Here is a 21432-nt window from a genome sequence, read left to right as displayed (position 1 = left end):
GATGGTATAATAAAATTGGTAATTACGAAACACCACTATTGTATCTATATACCATGCAATTGATATGAATTTCAGAGCTGAATCTTGCCCAAAGGGCAACTGAAGCTATGAAATTCATATCAATTGTACGGTATATTCTGAAAACTAAATAGTTTCGCAATTAGCTAATATAATAAAAAGGAGCTAACTCATGGTATATATATTCTTAGCGGATGGATTTGAAGAAATTGAAGGATTAACGGTAGTAGATTTGTTAAGAAGAGCAGAGATACAAATTTGTATGGTTTCCATTACCGGTTCAAAACAGGTTTTGGGTTCCCATAATATAAAAATCGAAGCAGACGAATTATATGGTGAATCGGATTATAGTAATGCTGACATGCTTATCTTGCCAGGCGGAATGCCCGGCACCAAACACCTGGCGGAACACCAGGAGTTGGTTACCTTGCTAAAGCTATTTAATAAAGAAGGAAGAAGAATTGCGGCAATATGCGCCGCACCGAGTGTGCTGGGAATGAACGGAATTTTGCAGGGAAAGAGAGTTACCTGCTATCCCGGATATGAGGATAAATTACAGGGAGGCGTGGTTACCGGAAATAAATCGGAAGCAGATCTAAATATCATAACCGGTAAAGGAATGGGGGTATCCATTGATTTCTCCCTGCGGATTATTGAAACATTAAAGGATAAGAAAACTGCTGAGAAAATTGCGGCAGCTATTCAGTACATTTAATATCCCGGTATAATAACCAGATGGATAATACATTTGGAATAATCATAAAGGCATTGATTAAATCGGAAAGTTCCCATACAAATTCCAATGATAGGATGGCACCTATAAATATCATAACAAGGTAACAAATGCGGTAGGTACCTATTCCCTCTTTTCCGAAGAGATAGACTACCGCTTTTTCACCGAAATAAGACCAACCGATTAAAGTAGCGGTAGCAAAAGCAATAATAGAGAGTCCTAATATATAACCGCCGAATGGAATCTGTTCAAAGGCAACAGTAGTTAATTCCGAGGCAGAAGCGCCTTTTACCGAAGCAGGATATTTTAATATGTGGGAAACGATTACAAGGCCGGTAATCCCGCACATAACCACAGTATCCCAAAAGGTTGCACTCATGGATACCAAAGCCTGATTATAAGGATTATCTGTTTTTGCGCTTGAAGCTGCGATAGCAGCGGTACCAATACCTGCCTCATTAGAAAACAGGCCTCTTGCAATACCATATCTTGCAGCAGTTTTAATCGTACTTCCGATAAAACCGCCTATCATTGCGCTGGGAAGAAAAGCGGAACGAATGATTAATTTTATGGCAGGAAGAAGAAAGTTTATATTTAATACCAATAAAATGATACAGGCCGCCATATAAAAGATTCCCATGGCAGGAACCAGTTTTGTACAGATATTGCCAATAGATTTAATTCCTCCAATAATAACTAAACCGGTTATAAGAGCGGTAACAAAACCAACAATATAAGGCGGAAGGCCCCATAAATTAGTTGTAACGTCTGTTATTGAATTAGACTGGGTAGAACAACCGACACCGTAGGACGCAGCCAGGGTCAGGAAACAGTAAAGAATCGCCAGCGGTTTGGAATGAAGGCCATATTCCAGAACATACATCGGACCGCCGGAAAAAGTACCGTCTTTTCCAATACGGCGGTAGTGGATACCAAGGTAACATTCCGCATAGGTTGTAGCCATTCCAAGAACACCGGTAAGCCAAATCCATAGGATAGCGCCTGGACCGCCCATAGCTACGGCTGTAGATACACCTATAATATTCCCGATGCCCAATGTGGCTGCCAAAGTAGTGGTAAGTGCACCAAAACTGCTGGTTTCCCCTTCTGAATTGGATGAGGATTTTACAGACAGGCGGATACCTTTGCCAATTTTTTTTTGTATGAATTTTAAACGGAAAGTCAGGAAAAAGTGAGTTGCCAGAAGAATAATAATCATTGGGCCATTCCAAAGAAGTTTATTTATATCCTTTATTATAGAAAGAATCTCATTCATAATATACCTTTATTACTATTGTCTATATAATATATGAAACAGGTGGGACAATATATGAAAATAAATACTAAGTAAATATTTAAGTTGAAAGAAAACATAGGTTTAACATAAATTGGCCTGTTAAAAAGATTTAAAAATAAAAATAAGTTCCACAACTTACCATAATAAAATTTCCCTCTTCTGTTAACAATATTACTAAGATAACTGATTCATAAAACAAATCATTTATCTTAATCAATTGGTTTCTTGTTTCAAACAAGCATTAGTTGATACAAACAATCTTATCGTGGAGGTGAATTATTATGGCAAGTAACAATAACAGCGGTTCTAACAGATCAGAAGTACCTCAAGCTAGAGAGGCACTTGACAGATTCAAAATGGAAGTTGCATCTGAAATTGGTGTACCTTTAAAACAAGGTTACAACGGAGATTTAACAAGTGCGCAGAATGGTTCTGTTGGCGGTGAAATGGTAAGACGAATGATTAGAAGACAAGAAGAATCTATGTCTGGTCAGGGTTCTTCTTCCGGTTTAGGTTCATTCTAAACTAAAGCGAAAAAGATTTGAATTAAACGATTAGCTTAAATTATATAACAAATGCTGTATAATTGCTTCATGAGTTAATCATTTGAAACATCATCTTTATATACGGTTGGTTTTTATGGGAACATAAACACCAGCTGTATATAACAGATGATGTTTTTTTTATACTGATATGGAGCAAAGACGGTTAATCAGACATATGATAGAGAAAAACGAAGATGGAAAGAGGGCAGAACAGTTGCCATAATTAAATGGTTATGTTACAATCGGTTATATGATTTCCGCGAAAGCAAAGTAAGAATTAGCAAGCTTGTTTGCAATAATTCGAACGCGCACGCGAACCGAAGAAACTCGCAAAGCGTGTTTCTTCCGGTTTTATAAATGAATTTTTTTAATCATTTATAAAAAAGTTATGTATGAATAGAGTATTTTAAACAAAAATTATTGATTATAAAGGAGTTCTTCAAATGGGTAAATATTTTGGTACAGACGGCTTTCGCGGTGAAGCTAATATTGATTTGACAGTAGAACATGCTTATAAAGTTGGTAGATTTTTAGGTTATTATTATGGGAAAGATCGTAAGGCTAACGTTGTAATCGGAAAGGATACAAGACGTTCCAGCTATATGTTTGAGTATGCCCTGGTATCAGGACTTACGGCCAGCGGTGCAGATGTTTATCTGCTTCATGTAACAAGTACACCCAGTGTATCCTATTTAATAAGAAGTGAAAATTATGACTGCGGAATTATGATATCGGCAAGTCATAATCCTTATTATGATAATGGAATTAAAATCTTAAACGGAAGCGGTTATAAATTAGAATCAGAAGTTGAGGAATTAATTGAGAACTACATAGACGGTGAAGGATTAAGCATACCATATGCCACTAGGGAAAAGATAGGTAAAACCACAGACTATTACATAGGAAGAAACCGTTATATCGGATATTTAATTTCCCTTGCTACCAGATCTTTTTCCGGCATGAGAGTAGGCCTTGATTGCGCTAACGGATCTGCTTCTACGATTGCAAAAGGTGTGTTTGATGCTTTGGGTGCAAAAACCTATACGATTAACAATGAACCTAACGGTACGAATATCAATGATGGCTGCGGCTCCACCCATATTAAAACACTGCAGAAATACGTGGTAGAAAATCAACTGGATATAGGATTTGCATATGACGGAGATGCAGATCGTTGTTTAGCAGTGGATGATAAGGGTAATATTATAGATGGAGATCTAATATTATATGTTTGCGGTTCCTATATGAAAGAACGCGGTGAACTTAATAATAATACGATTGTGACTACCATCATGTCGAATATCGGTTTATATAAGGCCTTGGATGAAAAAGGTATTTCCTATGTAAAAACAGCCGTTGGTGATAAATATGTGTATGAGAACATGTTGGAAAATGGCCATTCTATTGGTGGGGAACAATCCGGACATATTATTTTCAGCAAACATGCTACTACAGGTGACGGAATTCTGACGTCTTTAAAAATAATGGAAGTAATACTGGAAAAGAAAATGAAACTTTCTGATCTTATTAAAGACGTTTATATCTATCCGCAGCTTTTAGTCAATGTTAAGGTAAAGGATAAGAAAACGGCCAGGGAAGATAATAAAGTCAAAGAAATTATAAACCAGGTGACGAGCGAACTTGGTGATGAAGGCCGTATTCTTGTAAGAGAAAGTGGTACGGAACCGGTTATCCGGGTTATGGTTGAAGCTCAGAGTCATGAGTTATGTAAACTTCATGTGGATCGTGTAGTTGAAGTATTAAAACAGCAGGGTCATGTAAGAAACGATTAAGAAAATAATTATGGTATTTACAGAATGGCTATGTTATAATATACTAATGTCAAAACGTCAGAGTGGGAATCTGCCTTATTTTACCGCATAATAAATTACGTCTTATGTGATAAAAAACACTCCGCGGGATGCGTTTTAACACGCAAAAGGATAATACTATCCAGAAGAAAATTAAACCATGGGTGCATATATATAATATATATAGCGGGAAAAATACATTGACGGAAAAATAATTGGATCGTATGAGGATATACGTTCACATATTAAGGAGGAAATTTTAAATGAGTTTACAAGTAGAAAAATTAGAGAAGAATATGGTGAAGCTAACCATAGAAGCTGCTGCAGAGGAGTTTGAAGCTGCAATAGAAAAAGCCTATGTAAAAAATAAAGGTAAAATTAATGTTCAGGGCTTCCGTAAAGGAAAAGCTCCTCGTGCCATAATTGAAAAGATGTATGGACCAAGTGTTTTCTATGAAGATGCTGCTAATTTGATAATACCGGATGCATATGAAAAAGCTGCCGAAGAAAGCAAATTAGAAATTGTTTCGAGACCTGAAATCGATGTTGTACAGATTGAAAAAGGCAAGCCATTTATTTTTACAGCTGAAGTAGCAGTTAAGCCGGAAGTTACCTTAGGTGATTATAAAGGTATTGAAGTGGAAAAGACTGAAGTATCTGTTACAGATGAAGAAATTATAGCTGAAATTGATAAAGTAAGAGATCAGAATTCCAGAGTAATTACCGTGGAAGACAGACCTGTTGCTGATAAGGATATGTTAGTAATTGATTTTGAAGGATTTGTAGACGGTGCTCCTTTTGAAGGCGGCAAGGCAGAGGATTACTCCTTAACCATAGGATCCCATTCCTTTATTGATACCTTTGAAGAACAATTAATCGGAAAATCCCTTGGAGAAGAGACAGAAGTAAATGTAACTTTCCCTGCAGAATATCATGCAGCTGAATTAGCAGGAAAACCTGCACTGTTTAAAGTTAAGGTAAAAGAAATCAAAGCAAAGGAATTACCGGAATTAGATGATGAATTTGCTCAGGACGTATCTGAATTTGATACATTAGATGAATATAAAGCAGATATTAAAGCAACAATCATAGAGAGAAAAGAAAAAGAAGCTAAAACTGCAAAAGAAGATAAGGTGATTGAAAAGGTCGTTGCTAATGCTACCATGGAGATCCCGGATGCCATGATTGAAACCCAGGTAAGACAAATGGCCGACGATTTTGCCCAAAGAATTCAGTCTCAAGGCATTACTGTTGAACAGTATTTCCAATTTACAGGTATGAACAGCAAACAATTATTAGACCAGATGAGACCGCAGGCTCTTAAGAGAATAGAAAGCAGACTGGTTCTCGAAGCTGTTGTAAAAGCTGAAAATATAACTGTATCCGATGATGATGTGGAAAAAGAATTTACTCAGATGGCTGAAACTTATAAAATGGAATTAGATAAATTAAAAGAATTAGTCGGAGAAAAAGAAAAAGAACAAATCGTTATGGATATGGCAGTACAAAAAGCAGTAGATTTCGTTGTTGAGGCAGCAGTAGAAGTTTAATAATCAAACTGATTAATTTTGCGGCAACCCCTAATACAAAAAGGAGGATTTACTATGAGTTTAGTACCTTATGTCATTGAACAAACAAGCCGTGGTGAAAGATCCTACGACATCTATTCCAGATTATTAAAAGACAGAATTATCTTTCTGGGAGAAGAAGTTACTGATGTTTCTGCAAGTATTATAGTAGCGCAGTTATTATTCTTAGAGTCAGAAGACCCTAATAAAGACATAAATTTATATATTAACAGTCCGGGTGGCTCTGTTACTGCAGGTATGGCTATCTATGATACCATGCATTATATTAAATGTGATGTATCTACTACCTGTATTGGTATGGCTGCAAGTATGGGGGCATTCCTTTTAGCCGGCGGTACCAAAGGTAAGAGATTTGCTCTGCCTAACGCTGAAGTTATGATTCATCAGCCTTCCGGCGGTGCAAAAGGTCAGGCTACCGATATTAAAATTGTAGCCGAAAATATATTAAAAACGAAAAAGAAATTAAACGAGATCCTTGCTGGAAATACAGGCAAGCCTTTAGATATAATAGAGATCGATACGGAAAGAGACTATTATATGAGTGCCGAAGAAGCCAAGGCTTATGGTATCATTGACAGCGTGATCGTAAGCAGATAGAAATTGATAATTGCCGGGCAATTCAATTTTCTCAAAAATAGCATAAAGCTAATACCTGGTTCATAGCTTCAGTGGCTTTCATGAGTCAGAGCAGTTTTGAGTCCTGCCAGGAGGGCAACTAAAGCTATGAAATCGTTTTAATTGTATGGTAAATTATGAAATGGAAATAGTTTCGCAATTGCCTAATAAAGAGAAAAAGAAAGGAGATGAAACATTAGTGGCAAACAGAGCGGATGAAAGAAAACAGGTAAGATGTTCTTTCTGTAATAAAACCCAGGATCAGGTCAGAAAATTGATTGCAGGACCGGGCAATGTATATATATGCAATGAATGTATTGAAATTTGTTCCGAAATTGTTGAAGAAGAATTTGAAGATACAACCCAAGATGCAGATATTAATTTATTGAAACCTGCTGAAATCAAGAACTTTTTAGATCAATATGTTATTGGTCAGGAAGAAGCTAAAAAAGTTCTCTCTGTATCCGTTTATAATCATTATAAACGTGTATTGGCAGGCAGAGATCTGGATGTGGAATTACAGAAGAGTAATATACTTATGGTAGGACCAACCGGTTCTGGTAAGACATTTCTTGCCCAGACCCTGGCTAAACTTATAAATGTTCCTTTCGCTATCGCCGATGCTACTGCTTTAACAGAAGCAGGATATGTAGGTGAAGATGTTGAAAATATACTTCTTAAACTGATTCAGGCAGCTGAGTTTGATGTAGAAAGAGCAGAACACGGAATTATTTATATTGATGAAATAGATAAAATAACCAGAAAATCTGAAAATACGTCCATAACCCGGGATGTATCCGGCGAAGGAGTGCAGCAGGCATTATTAAAAATTCTGGAAGGCACTGTTGCATCTGTTCCTCCCCAAGGAGGCCGCAAGCATCCTCACCAGGAATTTATACAGATAGATACGACCAATATTCTATTTATCTGCGGCGGAGCTTTTGATGGATTGGAAAAAATAATTGAAGCAAGAATCGGACAAAAATCAATCGGATTTAATGCGGAAATAACCAAAAGTGTTAAAGAGAATATCGGAGAATTATTCAGACAGGCAATGCCTCAGGATTTTGTGAAATATGGTTTAATACCTGAATTTGTAGGGCGTGTTCCTGTTACGGTGGCTTTGGACTTATTGGATGAAGAAGCGTTAGTTCGTATTCTTACGGAACCAAGAAATGCAATCGTAAAACAGTATAAAAAACTGTTTGAATTAGATGGAGTGGAACTGGAATTCGAAGAGGAAGCGATACGTGTCATAGCAAAGCGTTCCCTTGAGAGAAAGACAGGAGCAAGAGGTTTGCGTGCAATTATGGAGTCAGTTATGATGGATTCCATGTATAAAGTCCCATCGGATACACAAATCTTGAAGTGTATTATTACCAAAGAAGCTGCAGAGGGTGGAACCTTGCCTACATTAATTAGCTCAGAGGATAATCAACCAAGAAAACCGATATCAAAGCGGGTACCGAAAAAAAATAGTAACGAAATTGCCTAAAAACAGATAGACTAGGGGCTGTCTTAAAATACCTTTACTGTTCCAAAAAAACTTCAAGGGCCGCATACTGTGAAGTTATGGAAGTTTAATAAAGGCATTTTAAGGCAGTCCTTTTTAACATAAGACATGCCTTGATCGGACAGGCTTAAACTAAACTAAAGTGGAGGTAAAGATGAGTGAATATAGTAGGAGAGTTCCCGTAGTAGCTTTAAGAGGAATGGCAGTTCTCCCCGGCATGTTGATTCATTTTGACGTAAATCGTAAAATGTCCATTGATGCAATAGAAAATGCCATGGAAAATGACCAGTTAGTATTATTGCTAACCCAACGGGATTCCGATATAGAAACCCCGGGTCAGGATGATTTATTTCAAATAGGAACAATAGCAGAAGTGAAACAAATTATTAAATTACCCGGAAATGTAATCCGTGTATTGGTTTCAGGAACGGAGAGAGCACAATTAGAGAATTTAATTGAAGAACAACCGTTTCTGTTAGGAGAAATAGGCCTTTTAAAGGACTCCAGTGAACAGCATATTTCCAATACGGAAAAAAAGGCAATGCTTCGCGGCTTGAAAGATATCCTGGAAGTTTATTTTATAGAGAATACTAAGATTGGCAAAGAAGTTATCAAACAGTTGATGAAACTGGAGGATGTACAGGAATTAATTGATCAGATAGCTATAAACATACCACTTTCGGTGGAAGAGAAACAAAATCTAATCGAAGCGGTGGATTTAATTGAGAGATACCAGAAAATAACAGTCATTCTTACGGAAGAGATCGATATCTTAAGAATTAAGAAAGACTTACAAAATAAAATAAAAGAAAAAGTAGATAAGAATCAGAAAGAATATCTGTTAAGGGAACAGCTTAAGGTAATCAGAGAGGAACTGGGAGAATCCAATACCCAGACGGATGCGGATAATTACCTGGAGGCAGCAAAAGCCCTGATTGCAACGGATGAAGTAAAAGATAAAATAATTAAAGAAATAGAACGTTTTAAGAATTTATCCGGCAATTCATCGGAAAGCTCCGTTGCCAGAGGTTATATCGAGACCTTGCTTTCTCTGCCTTGGGATAAAGCAGGAGTCGATAAAACCGATGTTAAGAATGCAGAGAAAATACTGAACCAGGATCATTACGGACTTCTTAAGGTTAAAACAAGAATTTTGGAATTTCTTGCAGTACGTATCTTAACCCAGAAAGGTGAAAGTCCTATTTTATGTTTGGTTGGACCTCCTGGAACAGGTAAAACTTCCATAGCCCGTTCGGTGGCAAGGGCTTTGAACAAAGAATATGTCAGAATCAGTCTGGGCGGAGTCAGGGATGAGGCAGAAATCCGCGGTCATAGAAGAACATATATCGGTGCATTACCAGGAAGGATTGTGAGCGGCCTTAAAAGCGCCGGCGTAAAAAATCCTCTTATGCTATTAGATGAAATAGATAAGGTAAGCAGTGATTATAAAGGTGATACCTCGGCAGCCTTGCTTGAAGTATTGGATTCTGAGCAGAATAATAAATTTGTGGATCATTATATAGAAATACCTGTTGATCTGTCGGAAGTTTTGTTTATAGCAACAGCCAATTCGGTACAAAGTATTCCAAGGCCTTTACTGGATAGAATGGAATTAATTGAAGTTACCAGCTATACGGAAAATGAAAAACAGCATATAGCAAAAGAACATTTAATTGCAAAACAGTTGAGTAAAAACGGACTGAACCGTAAACAATTAAGTATATCGGATAAGGCCTTAAACCGTATCATTACCGGATATACCAAAGAAGCCGGTGTACGTAATCTGGAAAGAAAAATTGGTGAAATCTGCCGAAAAGCTGCTAAAGAAATTATTATGGAAGGCAGTACGAAGATTAATATTAATGATAAAAACCTGATAAAATATCTTGGAAATGAAAAATATACCTTTCAGACAGCGAATACCACGGATGAAATTGGCATTGTAAGAGGTCTTGCCTGGACAAGCGTCGGCGGGGATACCTTGCAGATTGAAGTAAATGTTATGCCGGGTAAAGGAAAGTTTGAATTAACCGGACAGTTAGGGGATGTAATGAAAGAATCGGCAAGAACCGGTATCAGTTATATCAGGTCCGTAAGTAGGGATTATGGAATTGAGAATGATTATTTTGAAAATCATGATATTCATATTCATATTCCGGAGGGAGCAGTACCAAAAGATGGTCCGTCAGCAGGAATTACCATGGCAACCGCTATGCTTTCTGCGATTATTGAAAGACCTGTCCGGGCTGATGTTGCGATGACAGGGGAGATAACCCTTCGCGGCCGGATTCTACCCATCGGTGGATTGAAAGAAAAAATTCTTGCGGCAAAAGCAGCTAAAATAAAATTGGTTCTGGTACCAAAACAAAATAAAAAAGATATTGAAGAATTATCCGAAGAGATCCTGGAGGGAATCACAATTCATTTTGTTAATACGATGGAAGAAGTATTACAGCATGCCTTGGCAGGCTGAGAATGAAACCGTGCAAAAGATAACATAAGTAAAATGATAGTAGGTAATTGCGAAACTAGAAAATTAGATTTATATACCATGCAATTGATACAATTTCAGAGCTGAAATCTTGCCCAAAGGGCAACTGAAGCTATGAAATTCGTATCATTGTATGGTATATTTACAAAACTACATAGTTTCGCAATTACCAAAAATGATAGATAGGAAAGGACACCACAAAAATGCATGTAAAAAGTGTTAACCTGGAAACCGTATGCGGAATAACAAGTACATTACCGAAAAATAATAAAATGGAAATAGCCTTTGCCGGCAAGTCCAATGTTGGAAAATCATCTCTGATTAATGCATTGATGAACCGTAAGGCTTATGCCAGAACATCTGCACAGCCTGGTAAAACACAAACCATTAATTTTTATAATATAAATGACGAGCTCTATTTTGTGGACCTGCCCGGTTATGGTTATGCAAAAGTATCGGAAGCTTTAAAAGAAAAATGGGGCAAAATGATAGAAAAATATCTAAAAACCTCAAAACAGTTAAAAATAGTATTCCTTCTGGTGGATATACGACACGACCCATCTGAAAATGACAGGAACATGTATGAGTGGATTGTATACCAAGGATATCAGCCAATTATAATTGCCACGAAATTAGATAAAATTAATCGAAGCCAGATAGAAAAACAGATGAAAGCTATTCGGAAAGGACTAAATGCAGGAGCATCTGCTATTATAATCCCGTTTTCCTCTTTATCAAAACAGGGACGAGATGAAATATGGGAACTCATTGAATCGGTAATTACAAAAGAAGCTGAGCAAGCCCCCAATTCGGAGACTGGAACTTTAGAATAATAGAATAATAACTAATGTCTATTAAAAGAATATGATATTAAAAAGTGGTTGTTGCAAAATAGTCAATTTACTAAACTTGTGTCTAGAATATGCTTTATATTTCCCCCATTTTGTTTCAAGTCGCGCGAATAAACGGCTCCATTCTCTTTCTTGGAGCCATTCGCACATACTTTCAACAAAATATCTGCGAAATATAAAGCATTATTCTCCCACAAGTAAGTTATATTTTGAATTTTGCAACAGCCCCTTTTATAAATTATTGATTCAGCCTAAATAATAAAATGTTGGGAATGAAAAATTATTATCTCATTTCAAGCACTTATTACGGGAATTTAATCATCTTCTTTTAATAAGTTACTTAAAACATAAGCATAAACCTGCTGACTACGGGTTCGCCAATTATCACATATTTTGGACGCGTCCTCTTTGGTGGGAACGGCAATTGTGAGGTCTATGATGGAGTCTTCCTTTTCAACAACCCTTAAATGTACCATATATTCCCCTTTCTTGGCCTCATAAAATTCAGAAAGAGTAGATACCTCATCCCGCAATGTATATTTATTTTTTCTTAAATAATCTAAAATATCTGATTGAATCGCCGAAGATATCATGTTACCAAAGAAAGATAAGGTTTCTCTTCCGGAGTCGGTAATTCTATAATGAGAGCTATGTCCAACGGTTTCTACGGTAACAAACTCTGCTTCTAATAATTCTGCTATGGACTGCTGGATATTAAAGTAATTTGTATAATCTTTTTCTAAGATAAAATTAGATATCTGAGCATTTGTTAACGGAAAATCCACCTTGTCCAATAAAAACAAAATAATTAATTTATACAATGTAAAAGCATCTGATTGCATATGGCAGCTCCTTTCCTAAAATCAATTACTTATCTGGTGTAATTCTAAATGATAAGAATTAATAATACTATCATGGTTAATGAGTTTATTTACTGTCATATTTTACTCGTTGCATATCACAAGTCTGCTGCAATGGAATCTTTTTGCCCTGCCAGGTATCTCTGGTTTTCAACTCCTGATTGATACGGTTTAACACTAACTTTTTATTGCCGCTCCATAAAGGCGCTAATAATAATTTTTTAGGGCCATCTCCCGTAATTCTATGGATTACTATATTCTTCGGAAGAATTTCCAGGCATTTTATAATAATATCAATATATTCTTCAAGGGTCAGAACAGGGAAAGAGTATTTTGACAAATCAGTATTTTTCAGTATATGCAATAATTGAAGTTTAATACCTTGTATAGGGAAAGCTGATACATATCTGACTGACTCTAACATATCAGATACACTTTCTCCCGGGAGTCCAATGATTACATGTACTATAATTGTCAATCCGTTTTCCTGAAGCTGTTTAACCGCATTTTCAAAAACCTTCAGAGGATAACCTCTCCTGATAAAAGCAGCAGTGGACTCATGGCAGGTCTGAAGTCCTAATTCAATCCATACAGGTTTAATATCATTTAATTCCCTAAGTAATGAAATGACATCTTGTCCAAGACAGTCTGGCCTTGTAGCAATGGATAATGCAACAATATCCGGATTATTGATGGCTTCCGTAAATAAACTGCGCAGTGTATCAAGATCCCCATAAGTATTGGTATAGGCCTGAAAATAAGCGATGTATTGCCCGTTTCCAAGTTTTTCGTCTGCCGTACTCTTATGTGAGGTTTTTATGGAAGCATCCTTGTTTAACTTTCCATCTACCATTTTTTTGGCTTCCTTTATCTGATCGGTGATGGATAACAAGGAAGAGGCTGAAAAGTCGCCGGAGCCACCCAAGCTGCAGAAAATACATCCTCTGGTATCAATTGTTCCGTCCCGGTTAGGGCAGGTCATACCACCATTTAAGGATAATTTATATATTTTCCGTCCGAATTTTTGTTTTAAATAGTAATCAAGGGAATAATAACGCTTATCGCCCCAAAAAGTAGTTTGAAAGTTCTTCATCGTATTATAGAATATGAGATTTTACTGCGTTGCTTACCGCTTCACATACACGTGGATCAAACGGTTGCGGCATAATATAATCTTCATTTAATTCTTCCTCCGAAACTAAACCGGCGATAGCAAGCGCTGCAGCCAATTTCATTTCCTCCGTAATCTGTTTTGCCCTGCCCTCTAAGGCTCCTTTAAATATTCCCGGAAAAGCAACCACATTATTAACCTGGTTAGGGAAATCAGAACGTCCGGTACCTACAATCTTAGCACCGGCTGCTTTTGCAAGATCCGGCATGATTTCAGGTACCGGGTTAGCCATTGCAAACAGGATGGAATCCTTGTTCATGGAAGCTACCATTTCCGTTGTCACAATATTAGGAGCGGAAACACCGACGAAGATATCAGCACCCTTTAAAGCATCGGCCAAAGAACCCTCTTTTCCGCTTAAATTAGTGATCTCCATCATTTGCTTTTGCATCCAGTTTAAGCCGCCTGTAGCTTTAGTTAAGATACCTACTTTATCGCAAAGGGTAATATGTTTAAAACCATAATTATATAGAAGTTTTGTAATAGCAATTCCGGCAGAACCGGCACCGTTTACAACAACTTCGCAGGTTTCCTTATTTTTACCTGTTACTTTTAAAGCATTAATAACACCTGCCAGCACAACGATTGCCGTACCATGCTGGTCATCATGAAAAACAGGGATTGTAAGAAGTTCCTTCAATCGTTCTTCAATCTCAAAGCAGCGGGGAGCTGAGATATCTTCCAGGTTAATTCCACCGAAAGCGGGAGCTATATTAACTATGGTTTTTATAATTTCTTCCGTATCCTGGGTATCAAGGCAAATAGGAAATGCATTTACACCACCGAATTCTTTAAAAAGAACAGATTTCCCTTCCATAACCGGCATTGCTGCGTATGGACCGATATTACCTAGGCCTAATACTGCGCTTCCATCCGATATTACTGCAACAGTATTCGCTTTTAATGTATATTTATAAGCTGCTTCTTTATCCTTTGCAATAACTTTACAAGGTTCCGCTACACCGGGTGTATAGGCAAGGGCTAAATCTTCTCTTGATTTCACCGTACATTTTGATGTTGTTTCAATTTTGCCATTCCATTCTTCATGCAGCATTAAAGCTTTTTCGCTGTTAGTCATATGCTGTCCCACCTTACTTTCGTATTTTTATAATAAAATATCATATCACTTAAAGAATGGTAAATCAAGCAAAAAACTGCCGCCCATTTTTTAAATAGGGATATAAAACCCTATAAAATAAAACAAGATTAAAAAAAAGCTTTTTTTTCTTGGACATTAGGTGTATAATATAGAGAACGTATATTTTGGGTGCTAAAATCATAAGAACTGTCTAGATCATATCGAAATCCATCCCCATTGAAATGAAAAATTTTATACTTGTAAAGGAGTAAGATTACATGGAAGCGCAGTATAATGAAATGTCCTTAGCAGAGCTTAGAGCATTGGCAAAAAACAAAGGTATTAAAAGTATAACTGCATTAAGAAAACAGGAACTGATTGATGCCTTGGTATTAACAAATTCAGCGGATGCAAATGCGGTGGATTCACAATCAGGCAGAGAAAAGGAAAATCTTAGTACAGCAAATGAATCAGCGGAAGCAGAAATTAATACAGAAACGGAAAAAAGAAAATCAGGTATTGCGAAACAGGCAGAACCAAAAAGAAATATCACAGATAAACATGAGGCAGACTTAAAAAGGAATTCAAGTCAGGCAGATCAGGATATCAAAAGAATAATCAATTCTCAGCAGGATTCCGATACGAGAAAAAATAATAATGTATCCCAGGATTCCGATACGAGAAAAAATAATAATGTATCCCAGGATTCCGATACGAGAAAAAATAGTAGTGTATCTCAGGATTCCGATACTAAAAAAATTATGTCCACTTCGGAATCTGAACAGTTAGACAGCGGAGAAACCAAAGAGGGAATTCTGGAAGTTATGCCGGATGGATATGGTTTTATACGATGTGATAATTATCTCCCCGGGGAGAATGATGTTTACGTTTCACCGGCTCAAATCCGCAGGTTTGGTTTAAAAACGGGCGATATTGTAGCAGGCAATACCAGAATTCGTAATCAGGGAGAAAAATTCAGTGCACTTTTGTATGTAAAGAGTGTAAATGGTTTTCATCCTTCCGAAGCACAGCGCCGCAAAAGATTTGAAGATTTAACCCCGATTTTCCCTAATGAAAGAATTCATTTGGAAACACCGGGTACGAACGTTTCTATGCGTATGGTCGATTTAATTTCCCCAATTGGTAAGGGCCAAAGAGGAATGATTGTTTCTCAGCCCAAAGCAGGTAAAACAACTCTTTTAAAACAGATTGCCAAAGCAATCACAAAAAATCATCCGGGAATCAGCCTAATTATTCTGCTTATTGATGAACGTCCGGAAGAAGTAACCGATATTAAAGAATCCATAGAAGGTAAAAATGTTGAGGTTATCTACTCAACTTTTGATGAATTACCGGATAATCATAAACGAGTTTCCGAAATGGTAATTGAGCGTGCAAAACGCCTTGTTGAACATAAAAAGGACGTCGTTGTATTATTAGATAGTATCACAAGATTGGCAAGAGCTTATAATTTAACGGTACAAGCCAGCGGCAGAACCTTATCCGGCGGTCTTGATCCGGCAGCTCTATACATGCCGAAACGCTTTTTCGGCGCAGCGAGAAACATGAGAGAGGGCGGCAGTTTAACCATACTGGCAACAGCATTAGTAGATACGGGCAGCAGAATGGATGATGTGGTATTTGAAGAATTTAAAGGAACCGGTAATATGGAGTTGGTTCTTGACCGTAATTTATCTGAGAAAAGAATTTTCCCGGCTATCGATTTAACCAAATCCAGTACCCGTAGAGATGATTTATTATTAAACCAATCCGAATTAGAAGCTACTTTCTTAATGAGGAAAGCATTTAACAGTATGAAATCAGATGATGCCGTTGAAAGAATTATAGATATGTTTATAAAAACAAAAACCAATAATGAATTTATTGAGACTATCAAAAAAACCAAAATTGTTTTTTAGGTATTGCAATAGATTGGAACCTATGCTATAATTAAAAAGCTGTTTATAAGATGATAATAGTTTGACATTCGGTCAACTTTTAAAATTTTAAGTTAGATTGTGAAGAGGTGAAATCATGAAAGAGGGAATCCATCCTAAATATTACCAGGCAAAAGTTGTTTGTAACTGTGGTAACGAGTTCGTTACTGGTTCAACAAAGAATGATATCCACGTAGAAATTTGTTCTAAGTGCCATTCATTTTACACTGGACAGCAGAAAGCAGCTGCAGCACGTGGAGCTATTGATAAGTTCAATCGTAGATATGGCCTTAATAACGAAAAATAGAAAAACGGTAACATATCCATGTTAAAAATCAGGTTGAGGTTTCAGAATCTCAACCTATTTTTAAATTTCAGGAATATGCAAAATTAACTTGCTTTTAATATATTAGGTACAAATTAAGGGAAACCATGAATCATTTATGGTATTTTGCAGTTCTTTCCGCTGCAGAATAAAGAGAGGATGTGCAGTATATGAAACCATCAGGAGTTGGTGGACAGGCTGTTATTGAAGGCGTAATGATGAAAAATAAAGAACAGTACGCCGTAGCTGTAAGAAAACCAAATAATGAAATTGTTGTAGAAAAAAATACATTCATTAGCGCTGCAGAAAAGTATAAAATATTTAAATTCCCTATTTTTCGTGGGATGTTAGCATTTGCTGAATCTATGATTATAGGTACCAGAACATTAACTTTTTCAGCTAGTTTTTTTGAAGAAGAAGAGGAAGTTAAACCAAGTAAAATGGACCAAGCTTTTTCAAAGATTTTTAAGGAAAAAGCCGAAAGTGTCATTATGGGAATTACTTTTTTTATAGCGATATTATTAGCCGTTGGTATTTTTATTGTACTGCCTGCCTTTGCTGCCAATTTATTAGGTACTATGATTGAATCTGAAACTGTAATAGCTATCGTCGAGGGAATTATCCGTATTCTAATATTTATAGCTTATATTGCGGCAATATCCCAGATGAAAGATATTAAACGAATGTTTATGTATCATGGTGCGGAGCATAAAACCATAAATTGTTTGGAACACGGGTTTGAACTTACTGTAAAAAATGTAAAACGGCAGTCAAAAGAGCATAAAAGATGCGGTACCAGTTTTATGTTTATCGTAATGTTTGTAAGTATTATATTTTTTATATTTATCCGTGTGGAACAGGAATGGCTGCGTTACTTAATAAGAGTATTATTAATTCCGATTATTGCAGGGGTATCATATGAATTTATTCGTTTCGCGGGCAAGAGCGATTCAAAAATTGTAAATATCTTAAGTAAACCGGGTATGTGGCTGCAGGGTCTCACTACCAGAGAACCGGATGATGCTATGATAGAAGTGGCAATCCAGTCGGTAGAAGCGGTATTTGACTGGAGAGAATTCTTAGGTATGGGTTCAGCAAGTGAAGAGAAAGATGAAACTAATATTAAGAAAAATTCAGGGAAGAATCATAGTCAGAATAATAAAACCCAAGATAACAAACAGAATAAAGTTCCTTCAAGCAAAAAGCAGAATAAAACTGTTAATAGTGACATAAATAAGAAAAAGAATAATCAGAGCAACAATCAAAGCAGTAAAAGGAATAGTATCGAAGAAAATGATTTGAAATCAGATAAGGCTGATAAAAAGAAAATCAATGCCGCTGATTCATCAAAGACAAAAGAAACGTCATTGGATAAAGAAATAAAACAAGCAGTGGAAGAAACAGCAGTTACTGCTCAAAAAGCAATAAAAGCACCGATTCATCCGGCTTTTGAAGAGGAAGAGGATGAAATTTTAAGGGCTTTGGACCGTTATCTTGTGAGTAAAGAGGAAGAGGATTAATCTGGTAAAGGTCAATTTTAATTATGGTATTGAATAAGAAATTTTAGTATTAAATATACTTAATAATAATTAGTATGTAATTATGTAAGGATGATATTATGATAACATTAGAGAATGCATTAAATCAGGGAAGGGCCGTGCTTAAGGAAAAAGGGATAACGGATTGGGATTTAGATGCCTGGTATTTATTGTCCTATTATTTTCAAGTTAACAGAACCCAGTTTATTATGCATTCCCAAAAGGAAATTACTGAGGAACAACTCAATTTTTATCTTGAATTAATTCAAAAGCGCAGTAAGCACATTCCATTACAATACATTACCGGAGAACAGGAGTTTATGGGTCTTAAATTCCGTGTTACGGAGGATGTATTGATTCCCAGACAGGATACGGAGATACTGGTTGAAGAAGTTCTAAAGGTATCCGGAGGAAAAGATATATTAGATTTATGTACCGGTTCCGGTTGTATTATTATCAGTTTATCAAAGTTGGGGAATATAAAAAGTGGGGTAGGCGTTGATATCTCACCAAAAGCATTAGAGATAGCCAGAGAAAATGCAGGTAAGTTACAGGCAGATGTGACTTTTATAGAAAGTGATATATATACACAGGTAAGGGGAAAATATGATATAATAATATCAAATCCACCTTATATACCTACCCAGGATATTGCTGTGCTGATGGAGGAAGTTAAGGATCATGAGCCGGTTTTGGCTTTAGATGGAAGTACAGACGGTCTGTATTTTTATAAAAATATAATTCACGACATTAATTTGTATTTAAAGCCGGATGGTTATGTTTTTTTTGAAATAGGATATAACCAGGCAGATGCTGTCAGTGAATTATTACGGGAGGCGGGAATTACGGAAATTAAAGTAAAAAAAGATTTGGCAGGACTTAACCGTGTTATAAGCGGCCGATTAAAAAAAACCCAGGAGCCCTTCACTTAGCTGCGTATCATAAAATGATTTGGGAGAATTCACTTATTTATTGACGGTATTATATAAAAACTGGAACACTCGCCTATTGTGAATCTTCCTGGTATAAATAAAATGAAAAACAGTATGTGTAATTTGAATGGAGGACTATGAAATGTTTGATAAATTAGAGGATCTTTTAATAAGATATCAGGAGTTAGTGGATGAATTAAATGATCCAGGTGTAGTAAATGATCAAAACAGATTCCGTAAACTCATGAAAGAACAAAATGATTTAACGGATATTGTTGAAAAATATAAAGAATATAAAGCAACAAAAGCACGTATTGAAGACAGTTTAGCCATGCTTGAAGAAGAAAGCGATGAAGAAATGCGGGAACTGGCGAAAGAAGAATTAAATGAATGCAAACAGAATCTTACCGTAATTGAAGAACAGCTTAAGATTCTTTTATTACCCAAAGACCCTAACGATGAAAAGAATGTAATTGTGGAAATCAGGGGCGGTGCCGGCGGTGACGAAGCGGCGTTATTTGCAGCCGAGTTATTCCGTATGTATACAAAATATGCAGAAAGACAACGCTGGAAGATCGATATGATGAACTTAAATGAAAACGGTTTAGGCGGATTCAAGGAAGTTGTTTTTATGATAAACGGTAAAGGTGTTTATTCCAAAATGAAATACGAAAGCGGTGTTCACCGTGTACAGCGTATTCCGGTAACTGAATCCGGCGGGCGAATTCATACCTCTACTTCTACGGTTGCTATCATGCCGGAAGCGGAAGAAGTTGACGTAGAACTGGATTTAAATGATTGTAAATTTGATGTATTCCGTTCCTCCGGTAACGGTGGTCAGTGCGTTAATACAACTGACTCTGCGGTGCGGCTTACCCATATACCTACAGGTATCGTAATCTCCTGTCAGGATGAAAAATCCCAGTTAAAGAACAGGGATAAGGCATTAAAGGTTTTACGTTCCAAATTATATGAATTGGAATTAGAGAAAGCACATAATGCAGAAGCAGAAGCAAGAAAAAGCCAGGTAGGAACCGGCGACCGTTCTGAAAAAATCCGTACCTATAATTTCCCTCAGGGACGTGTGACGGATCATAGAATTAAATTAACCCTTCACAGACTTGATGCAATTTTAGACGGTGACATGGATGAAGTGATTGACAGCCTGATTGCAGCCGACCAGGCCGCAAAACTGGCAAATATGCAGCAAGAGTAAATGCCTGGTCGGCTTACGACCAAGGCAATAAAGCAGGAAATTAATAAATAAAAAGTATCAGTAATAAAGTGATATATGGTTAAGAGATATAGAAAAATATACAGAAAAAGATAGGGTGTCCTGCAGTGGCTGAAATAGTTGGTGTAGGGCACTTTTTTAATAGTTCAGATTCATAAAATTATTAGTCAGGTATCCAAGAATAAGTGTTATATATTGTAAAATATATCAAAATATAAGATAATGATAGATGATTACGAAATTACAAATGATATAAAATATCTGCTTCTTTTAGCTTGATATTTTATAACTAATTTAATCTTAAAATCAATAACAGAAAGGAAAACTAAAATCTTTATTAAGTGAGGTGCTGTATGGAAATTGAAATTATTAAGGGCAGTTTAGATTACTTAGAGGGTTGCGAAGAGGCACTGGATCATTCTGAATTAGGAGATAAATATTTTTCTGATAAAGAATTTACTAGAAAAGCGCTGGAAGAGGGATTCGAAAAAGATGAAATTTTTATTGCAGTAGATAAAAATAAGAAATGCCTGGGCTTTATATGGTTTATTATGAATGGAATATTTCACTCATTTCCATATTTACATGTTATTGCAGTTAATGAAGAAAGCCGAGGACAGGGTATTGGAAAACAATTATTGATATTTTTTGAGGATTATTGCTTTAAAACCTGTTCGAAAGTATTTTTAGTAGTTGCTGATTTTAATCCTGATGCCAAAAGGTTGTATGAATCAATCGGATATATTGAAGTAGGTGTTATACCCGGCTTATACAGAGAGGGCATAACAGAACAATTAATGATGAAATTAAGGGAATGACTCTGATTTAGTCTTATTTGAGATATATAAATTGCAACAAATATCAAGTATGATATAAGTTTCTATGTTACTCTCA

General features: G+C 36.4%; 18 protein-coding genes. 14 read left to right on the top strand and 4 right to left on the bottom strand.

From position 1 onward, the window contains the following. Positions 1-190: 190 nt before the first annotated feature. Complete coding sequence (locus Ana3638_RS03035) at positions 191-733, top strand: DJ-1 family glyoxalase III (protein WP_161836734.1); 543 nt, start codon at positions 191-193, stop codon at positions 731-733. On the opposite strand, the gene Ana3638_RS03030 is transcribed toward Ana3638_RS03035, so the two are convergent. Continuing rightward, positions 717-1970, bottom strand: a complete 1254-nt coding sequence (locus tag Ana3638_RS03030) for an alanine/glycine:cation symporter family protein (protein WP_246240741.1) — start codon at positions 1968-1970, stop codon at positions 717-719. The two genes, Ana3638_RS03035 and Ana3638_RS03030, sit on opposite strands and share 17 nt — an antisense overlap. Before the next feature lie 359 nt (positions 1971-2329). On the opposite strand from Ana3638_RS03030, the gene Ana3638_RS03025 reads away from it, so the two are divergent. The 7 genes from Ana3638_RS03025 to yihA all read left to right on the top strand — a co-directional run bounded on the left by Ana3638_RS03025 (position 2330) and on the right by yihA (position 11445). Further along, entirely contained in the window at positions 2330-2572 is a 243-nt protein-coding gene (locus Ana3638_RS03025; protein WP_161836732.1) for an alpha/beta-type small acid-soluble spore protein, read from the top strand. Between the two features lie 464 nt (positions 2573-3036). Further along, the gene (gene glmM / locus Ana3638_RS03020) at positions 3037-4386 is read left to right on the top strand and encodes a phosphoglucosamine mutase (protein WP_161836731.1); all 1350 of its coding nucleotides are present in this window, start codon (positions 3037-3039) and stop codon (positions 4384-4386) included. Between the two features lie 281 nt (positions 4387-4667). Further along, the gene (tig, locus tag Ana3638_RS03015; protein ID WP_161836730.1) at positions 4668-5954 is read left to right on the top strand and encodes a trigger factor; all 1287 of its coding nucleotides are present in this window, start codon (positions 4668-4670) and stop codon (positions 5952-5954) included. Between the two features lie 54 nt (positions 5955-6008). Next, positions 6009-6590 (top strand): ATP-dependent Clp endopeptidase proteolytic subunit ClpP, encoded by a 582-nt coding sequence (clpP, locus tag Ana3638_RS03010; protein WP_161836729.1) that lies wholly within the window; start codon positions 6009-6011, stop codon positions 6588-6590. A 217-nt stretch (positions 6591-6807) separates the two neighbouring features. Continuing rightward, entirely contained in the window at positions 6808-8103 is a 1296-nt protein-coding gene (gene clpX / locus Ana3638_RS03005) for an ATP-dependent Clp protease ATP-binding subunit ClpX (protein WP_161840416.1), read from the top strand. 172 nt (positions 8104-8275) lie between these two features. Beyond that, entirely contained in the window at positions 8276-10594 is a 2319-nt protein-coding gene (lon, locus tag Ana3638_RS03000) for an endopeptidase La (RefSeq protein ID WP_161836728.1), read from the top strand. Between the two features lie 221 nt (positions 10595-10815). Further along, complete coding sequence (gene yihA, locus Ana3638_RS02995; protein ID WP_161836727.1) at positions 10816-11445, top strand: ribosome biogenesis GTP-binding protein YihA/YsxC; 630 nt, start codon at positions 10816-10818, stop codon at positions 11443-11445. A gap of 332 nt (positions 11446-11777) precedes the next feature. Here yihA and Ana3638_RS02990 read toward each other — a convergent pair whose 3' ends face one another. The 3 genes from Ana3638_RS02990 to Ana3638_RS02980 form a co-directional block, all read right to left on the bottom strand. Further along, positions 11778-12305, bottom strand: a complete 528-nt coding sequence (locus tag Ana3638_RS02990; protein ID WP_161836726.1) for a DUF4364 family protein — start codon at positions 12303-12305, stop codon at positions 11778-11780. An 85-nt stretch (positions 12306-12390) separates the two neighbouring features. Beyond that, positions 12391-13416: a TIGR01212 family radical SAM protein gene (locus Ana3638_RS02985; protein ID WP_161836725.1), complete on the bottom strand. Its 1026-nt coding sequence runs from the start codon at positions 13414-13416 to the stop codon at positions 12391-12393. 4 nt (positions 13417-13420) lie between these two features. Further along, positions 13421-14572: an NAD(P)-dependent malic enzyme gene (locus tag Ana3638_RS02980; RefSeq protein WP_161836724.1), complete on the bottom strand. Its 1152-nt coding sequence runs from the start codon at positions 14570-14572 to the stop codon at positions 13421-13423. Positions 14573-14850: 278 nt separating this feature from the next. Between Ana3638_RS02980 and rho the strand changes: the two genes are divergently transcribed. The 6 genes from rho to Ana3638_RS02950 all read left to right on the top strand — a co-directional run bounded on the left by rho (position 14851) and on the right by Ana3638_RS02950 (position 21356). Then, positions 14851-16491 (top strand): transcription termination factor Rho, encoded by a 1641-nt coding sequence (rho, locus tag Ana3638_RS02975; RefSeq protein WP_161836723.1) that lies wholly within the window; start codon positions 14851-14853, stop codon positions 16489-16491. Positions 16492-16606: 115 nt separating this feature from the next. Further along, on the top strand, positions 16607-16816 hold the full coding sequence (rpmE, locus tag Ana3638_RS02970) for a 50S ribosomal protein L31 (protein WP_161836722.1): 210 nt from the start codon (positions 16607-16609) through the stop codon (positions 16814-16816). A gap of 188 nt (positions 16817-17004) precedes the next feature. Continuing rightward, complete coding sequence (locus Ana3638_RS02965; RefSeq protein WP_161836721.1) at positions 17005-18354, top strand: DUF1385 domain-containing protein; 1350 nt, start codon at positions 17005-17007, stop codon at positions 18352-18354. A gap of 101 nt (positions 18355-18455) precedes the next feature. Continuing rightward, positions 18456-19304, top strand: a complete 849-nt coding sequence (gene prmC / locus Ana3638_RS02960; RefSeq protein WP_408609515.1) for a peptide chain release factor N(5)-glutamine methyltransferase — start codon at positions 18456-18458, stop codon at positions 19302-19304. 142 nt (positions 19305-19446) lie between these two features. Then, positions 19447-20520: a peptide chain release factor 1 gene (gene prfA, locus Ana3638_RS02955; protein WP_161836719.1), complete on the top strand. Its 1074-nt coding sequence runs from the start codon at positions 19447-19449 to the stop codon at positions 20518-20520. A 371-nt stretch (positions 20521-20891) separates the two neighbouring features. Further along, on the top strand, positions 20892-21356 hold the full coding sequence (locus Ana3638_RS02950) for a GNAT family N-acetyltransferase (protein WP_161836718.1): 465 nt from the start codon (positions 20892-20894) through the stop codon (positions 21354-21356). The last annotated feature ends 76 nt before the right edge of the window (positions 21357-21432 follow it).

The sequence above is a fragment of the Anaerocolumna sedimenticola genome (assembly GCF_009931695.1).
Taxonomy (GTDB): Bacteria; Bacillota; Clostridia; order Lachnospirales; family Lachnospiraceae; genus Anaerocolumna; species Anaerocolumna sedimenticola.
The sequence above is the reverse complement of the archived record's forward strand: the minus strand, read 5'-3'. Positions and strand labels throughout refer to the sequence as shown.

What these genes read in the sequence shown, in the direction of transcription:
- tig (WP_161836730.1), top strand. Translation starts at nt 4,668, where the DNA reads ATGAGTTTACAAGTAGAAAAATTAGAGAAGAATATGGTGAAGCTAACC.
- lon (WP_161836728.1), top strand. Translation starts at nt 8,276, where the DNA reads ATGAGTGAATATAGTAGGAGAGTTCCCGTAGTAGCTTTAAGAGGAATG.
- Ana3638_RS02985 (WP_161836725.1), bottom strand. Translation starts at nt 13,416, where the DNA reads ATGAAGAACTTTCAAACTACTTTTTGGGGCGATAAGCGTTATTATTCC.
- glmM (WP_161836731.1), top strand. Translation starts at nt 3,037, where the DNA reads ATGGGTAAATATTTTGGTACAGACGGCTTTCGCGGTGAAGCTAATATT.
- rpmE (WP_161836722.1), top strand. Translation starts at nt 16,607, where the DNA reads ATGAAAGAGGGAATCCATCCTAAATATTACCAGGCAAAAGTTGTTTGT.
- yihA (WP_161836727.1), top strand. Translation starts at nt 10,816, where the DNA reads ATGCATGTAAAAAGTGTTAACCTGGAAACCGTATGCGGAATAACAAGT.
- Ana3638_RS02950 (WP_161836718.1), top strand. Translation starts at nt 20,892, where the DNA reads ATGGAAATTGAAATTATTAAGGGCAGTTTAGATTACTTAGAGGGTTGC.
- clpP (WP_161836729.1), top strand. Translation starts at nt 6,009, where the DNA reads ATGAGTTTAGTACCTTATGTCATTGAACAAACAAGCCGTGGTGAAAGA.
- Ana3638_RS02990 (WP_161836726.1), bottom strand. Translation starts at nt 12,305, where the DNA reads ATGCAATCAGATGCTTTTACATTGTATAAATTAATTATTTTGTTTTTA.
- Ana3638_RS03035 (WP_161836734.1), top strand. Translation starts at nt 191, where the DNA reads ATGGTATATATATTCTTAGCGGATGGATTTGAAGAAATTGAAGGATTA.
- prfA (WP_161836719.1), top strand. Translation starts at nt 19,447, where the DNA reads ATGTTTGATAAATTAGAGGATCTTTTAATAAGATATCAGGAGTTAGTG.
- Ana3638_RS03030 (WP_246240741.1), bottom strand. Translation starts at nt 1,970, where the DNA reads ATGATTATTATTCTTCTGGCAACTCACTTTTTCCTGACTTTCCGTTTA.
- Ana3638_RS02965 (WP_161836721.1), top strand. Translation starts at nt 17,005, where the DNA reads ATGAAACCATCAGGAGTTGGTGGACAGGCTGTTATTGAAGGCGTAATG.
- Ana3638_RS03025 (WP_161836732.1), top strand. Translation starts at nt 2,330, where the DNA reads ATGGCAAGTAACAATAACAGCGGTTCTAACAGATCAGAAGTACCTCAA.
- rho (WP_161836723.1), top strand. Translation starts at nt 14,851, where the DNA reads ATGGAAGCGCAGTATAATGAAATGTCCTTAGCAGAGCTTAGAGCATTG.
- Ana3638_RS02980 (WP_161836724.1), bottom strand. Translation starts at nt 14,572, where the DNA reads ATGACTAACAGCGAAAAAGCTTTAATGCTGCATGAAGAATGGAATGGC.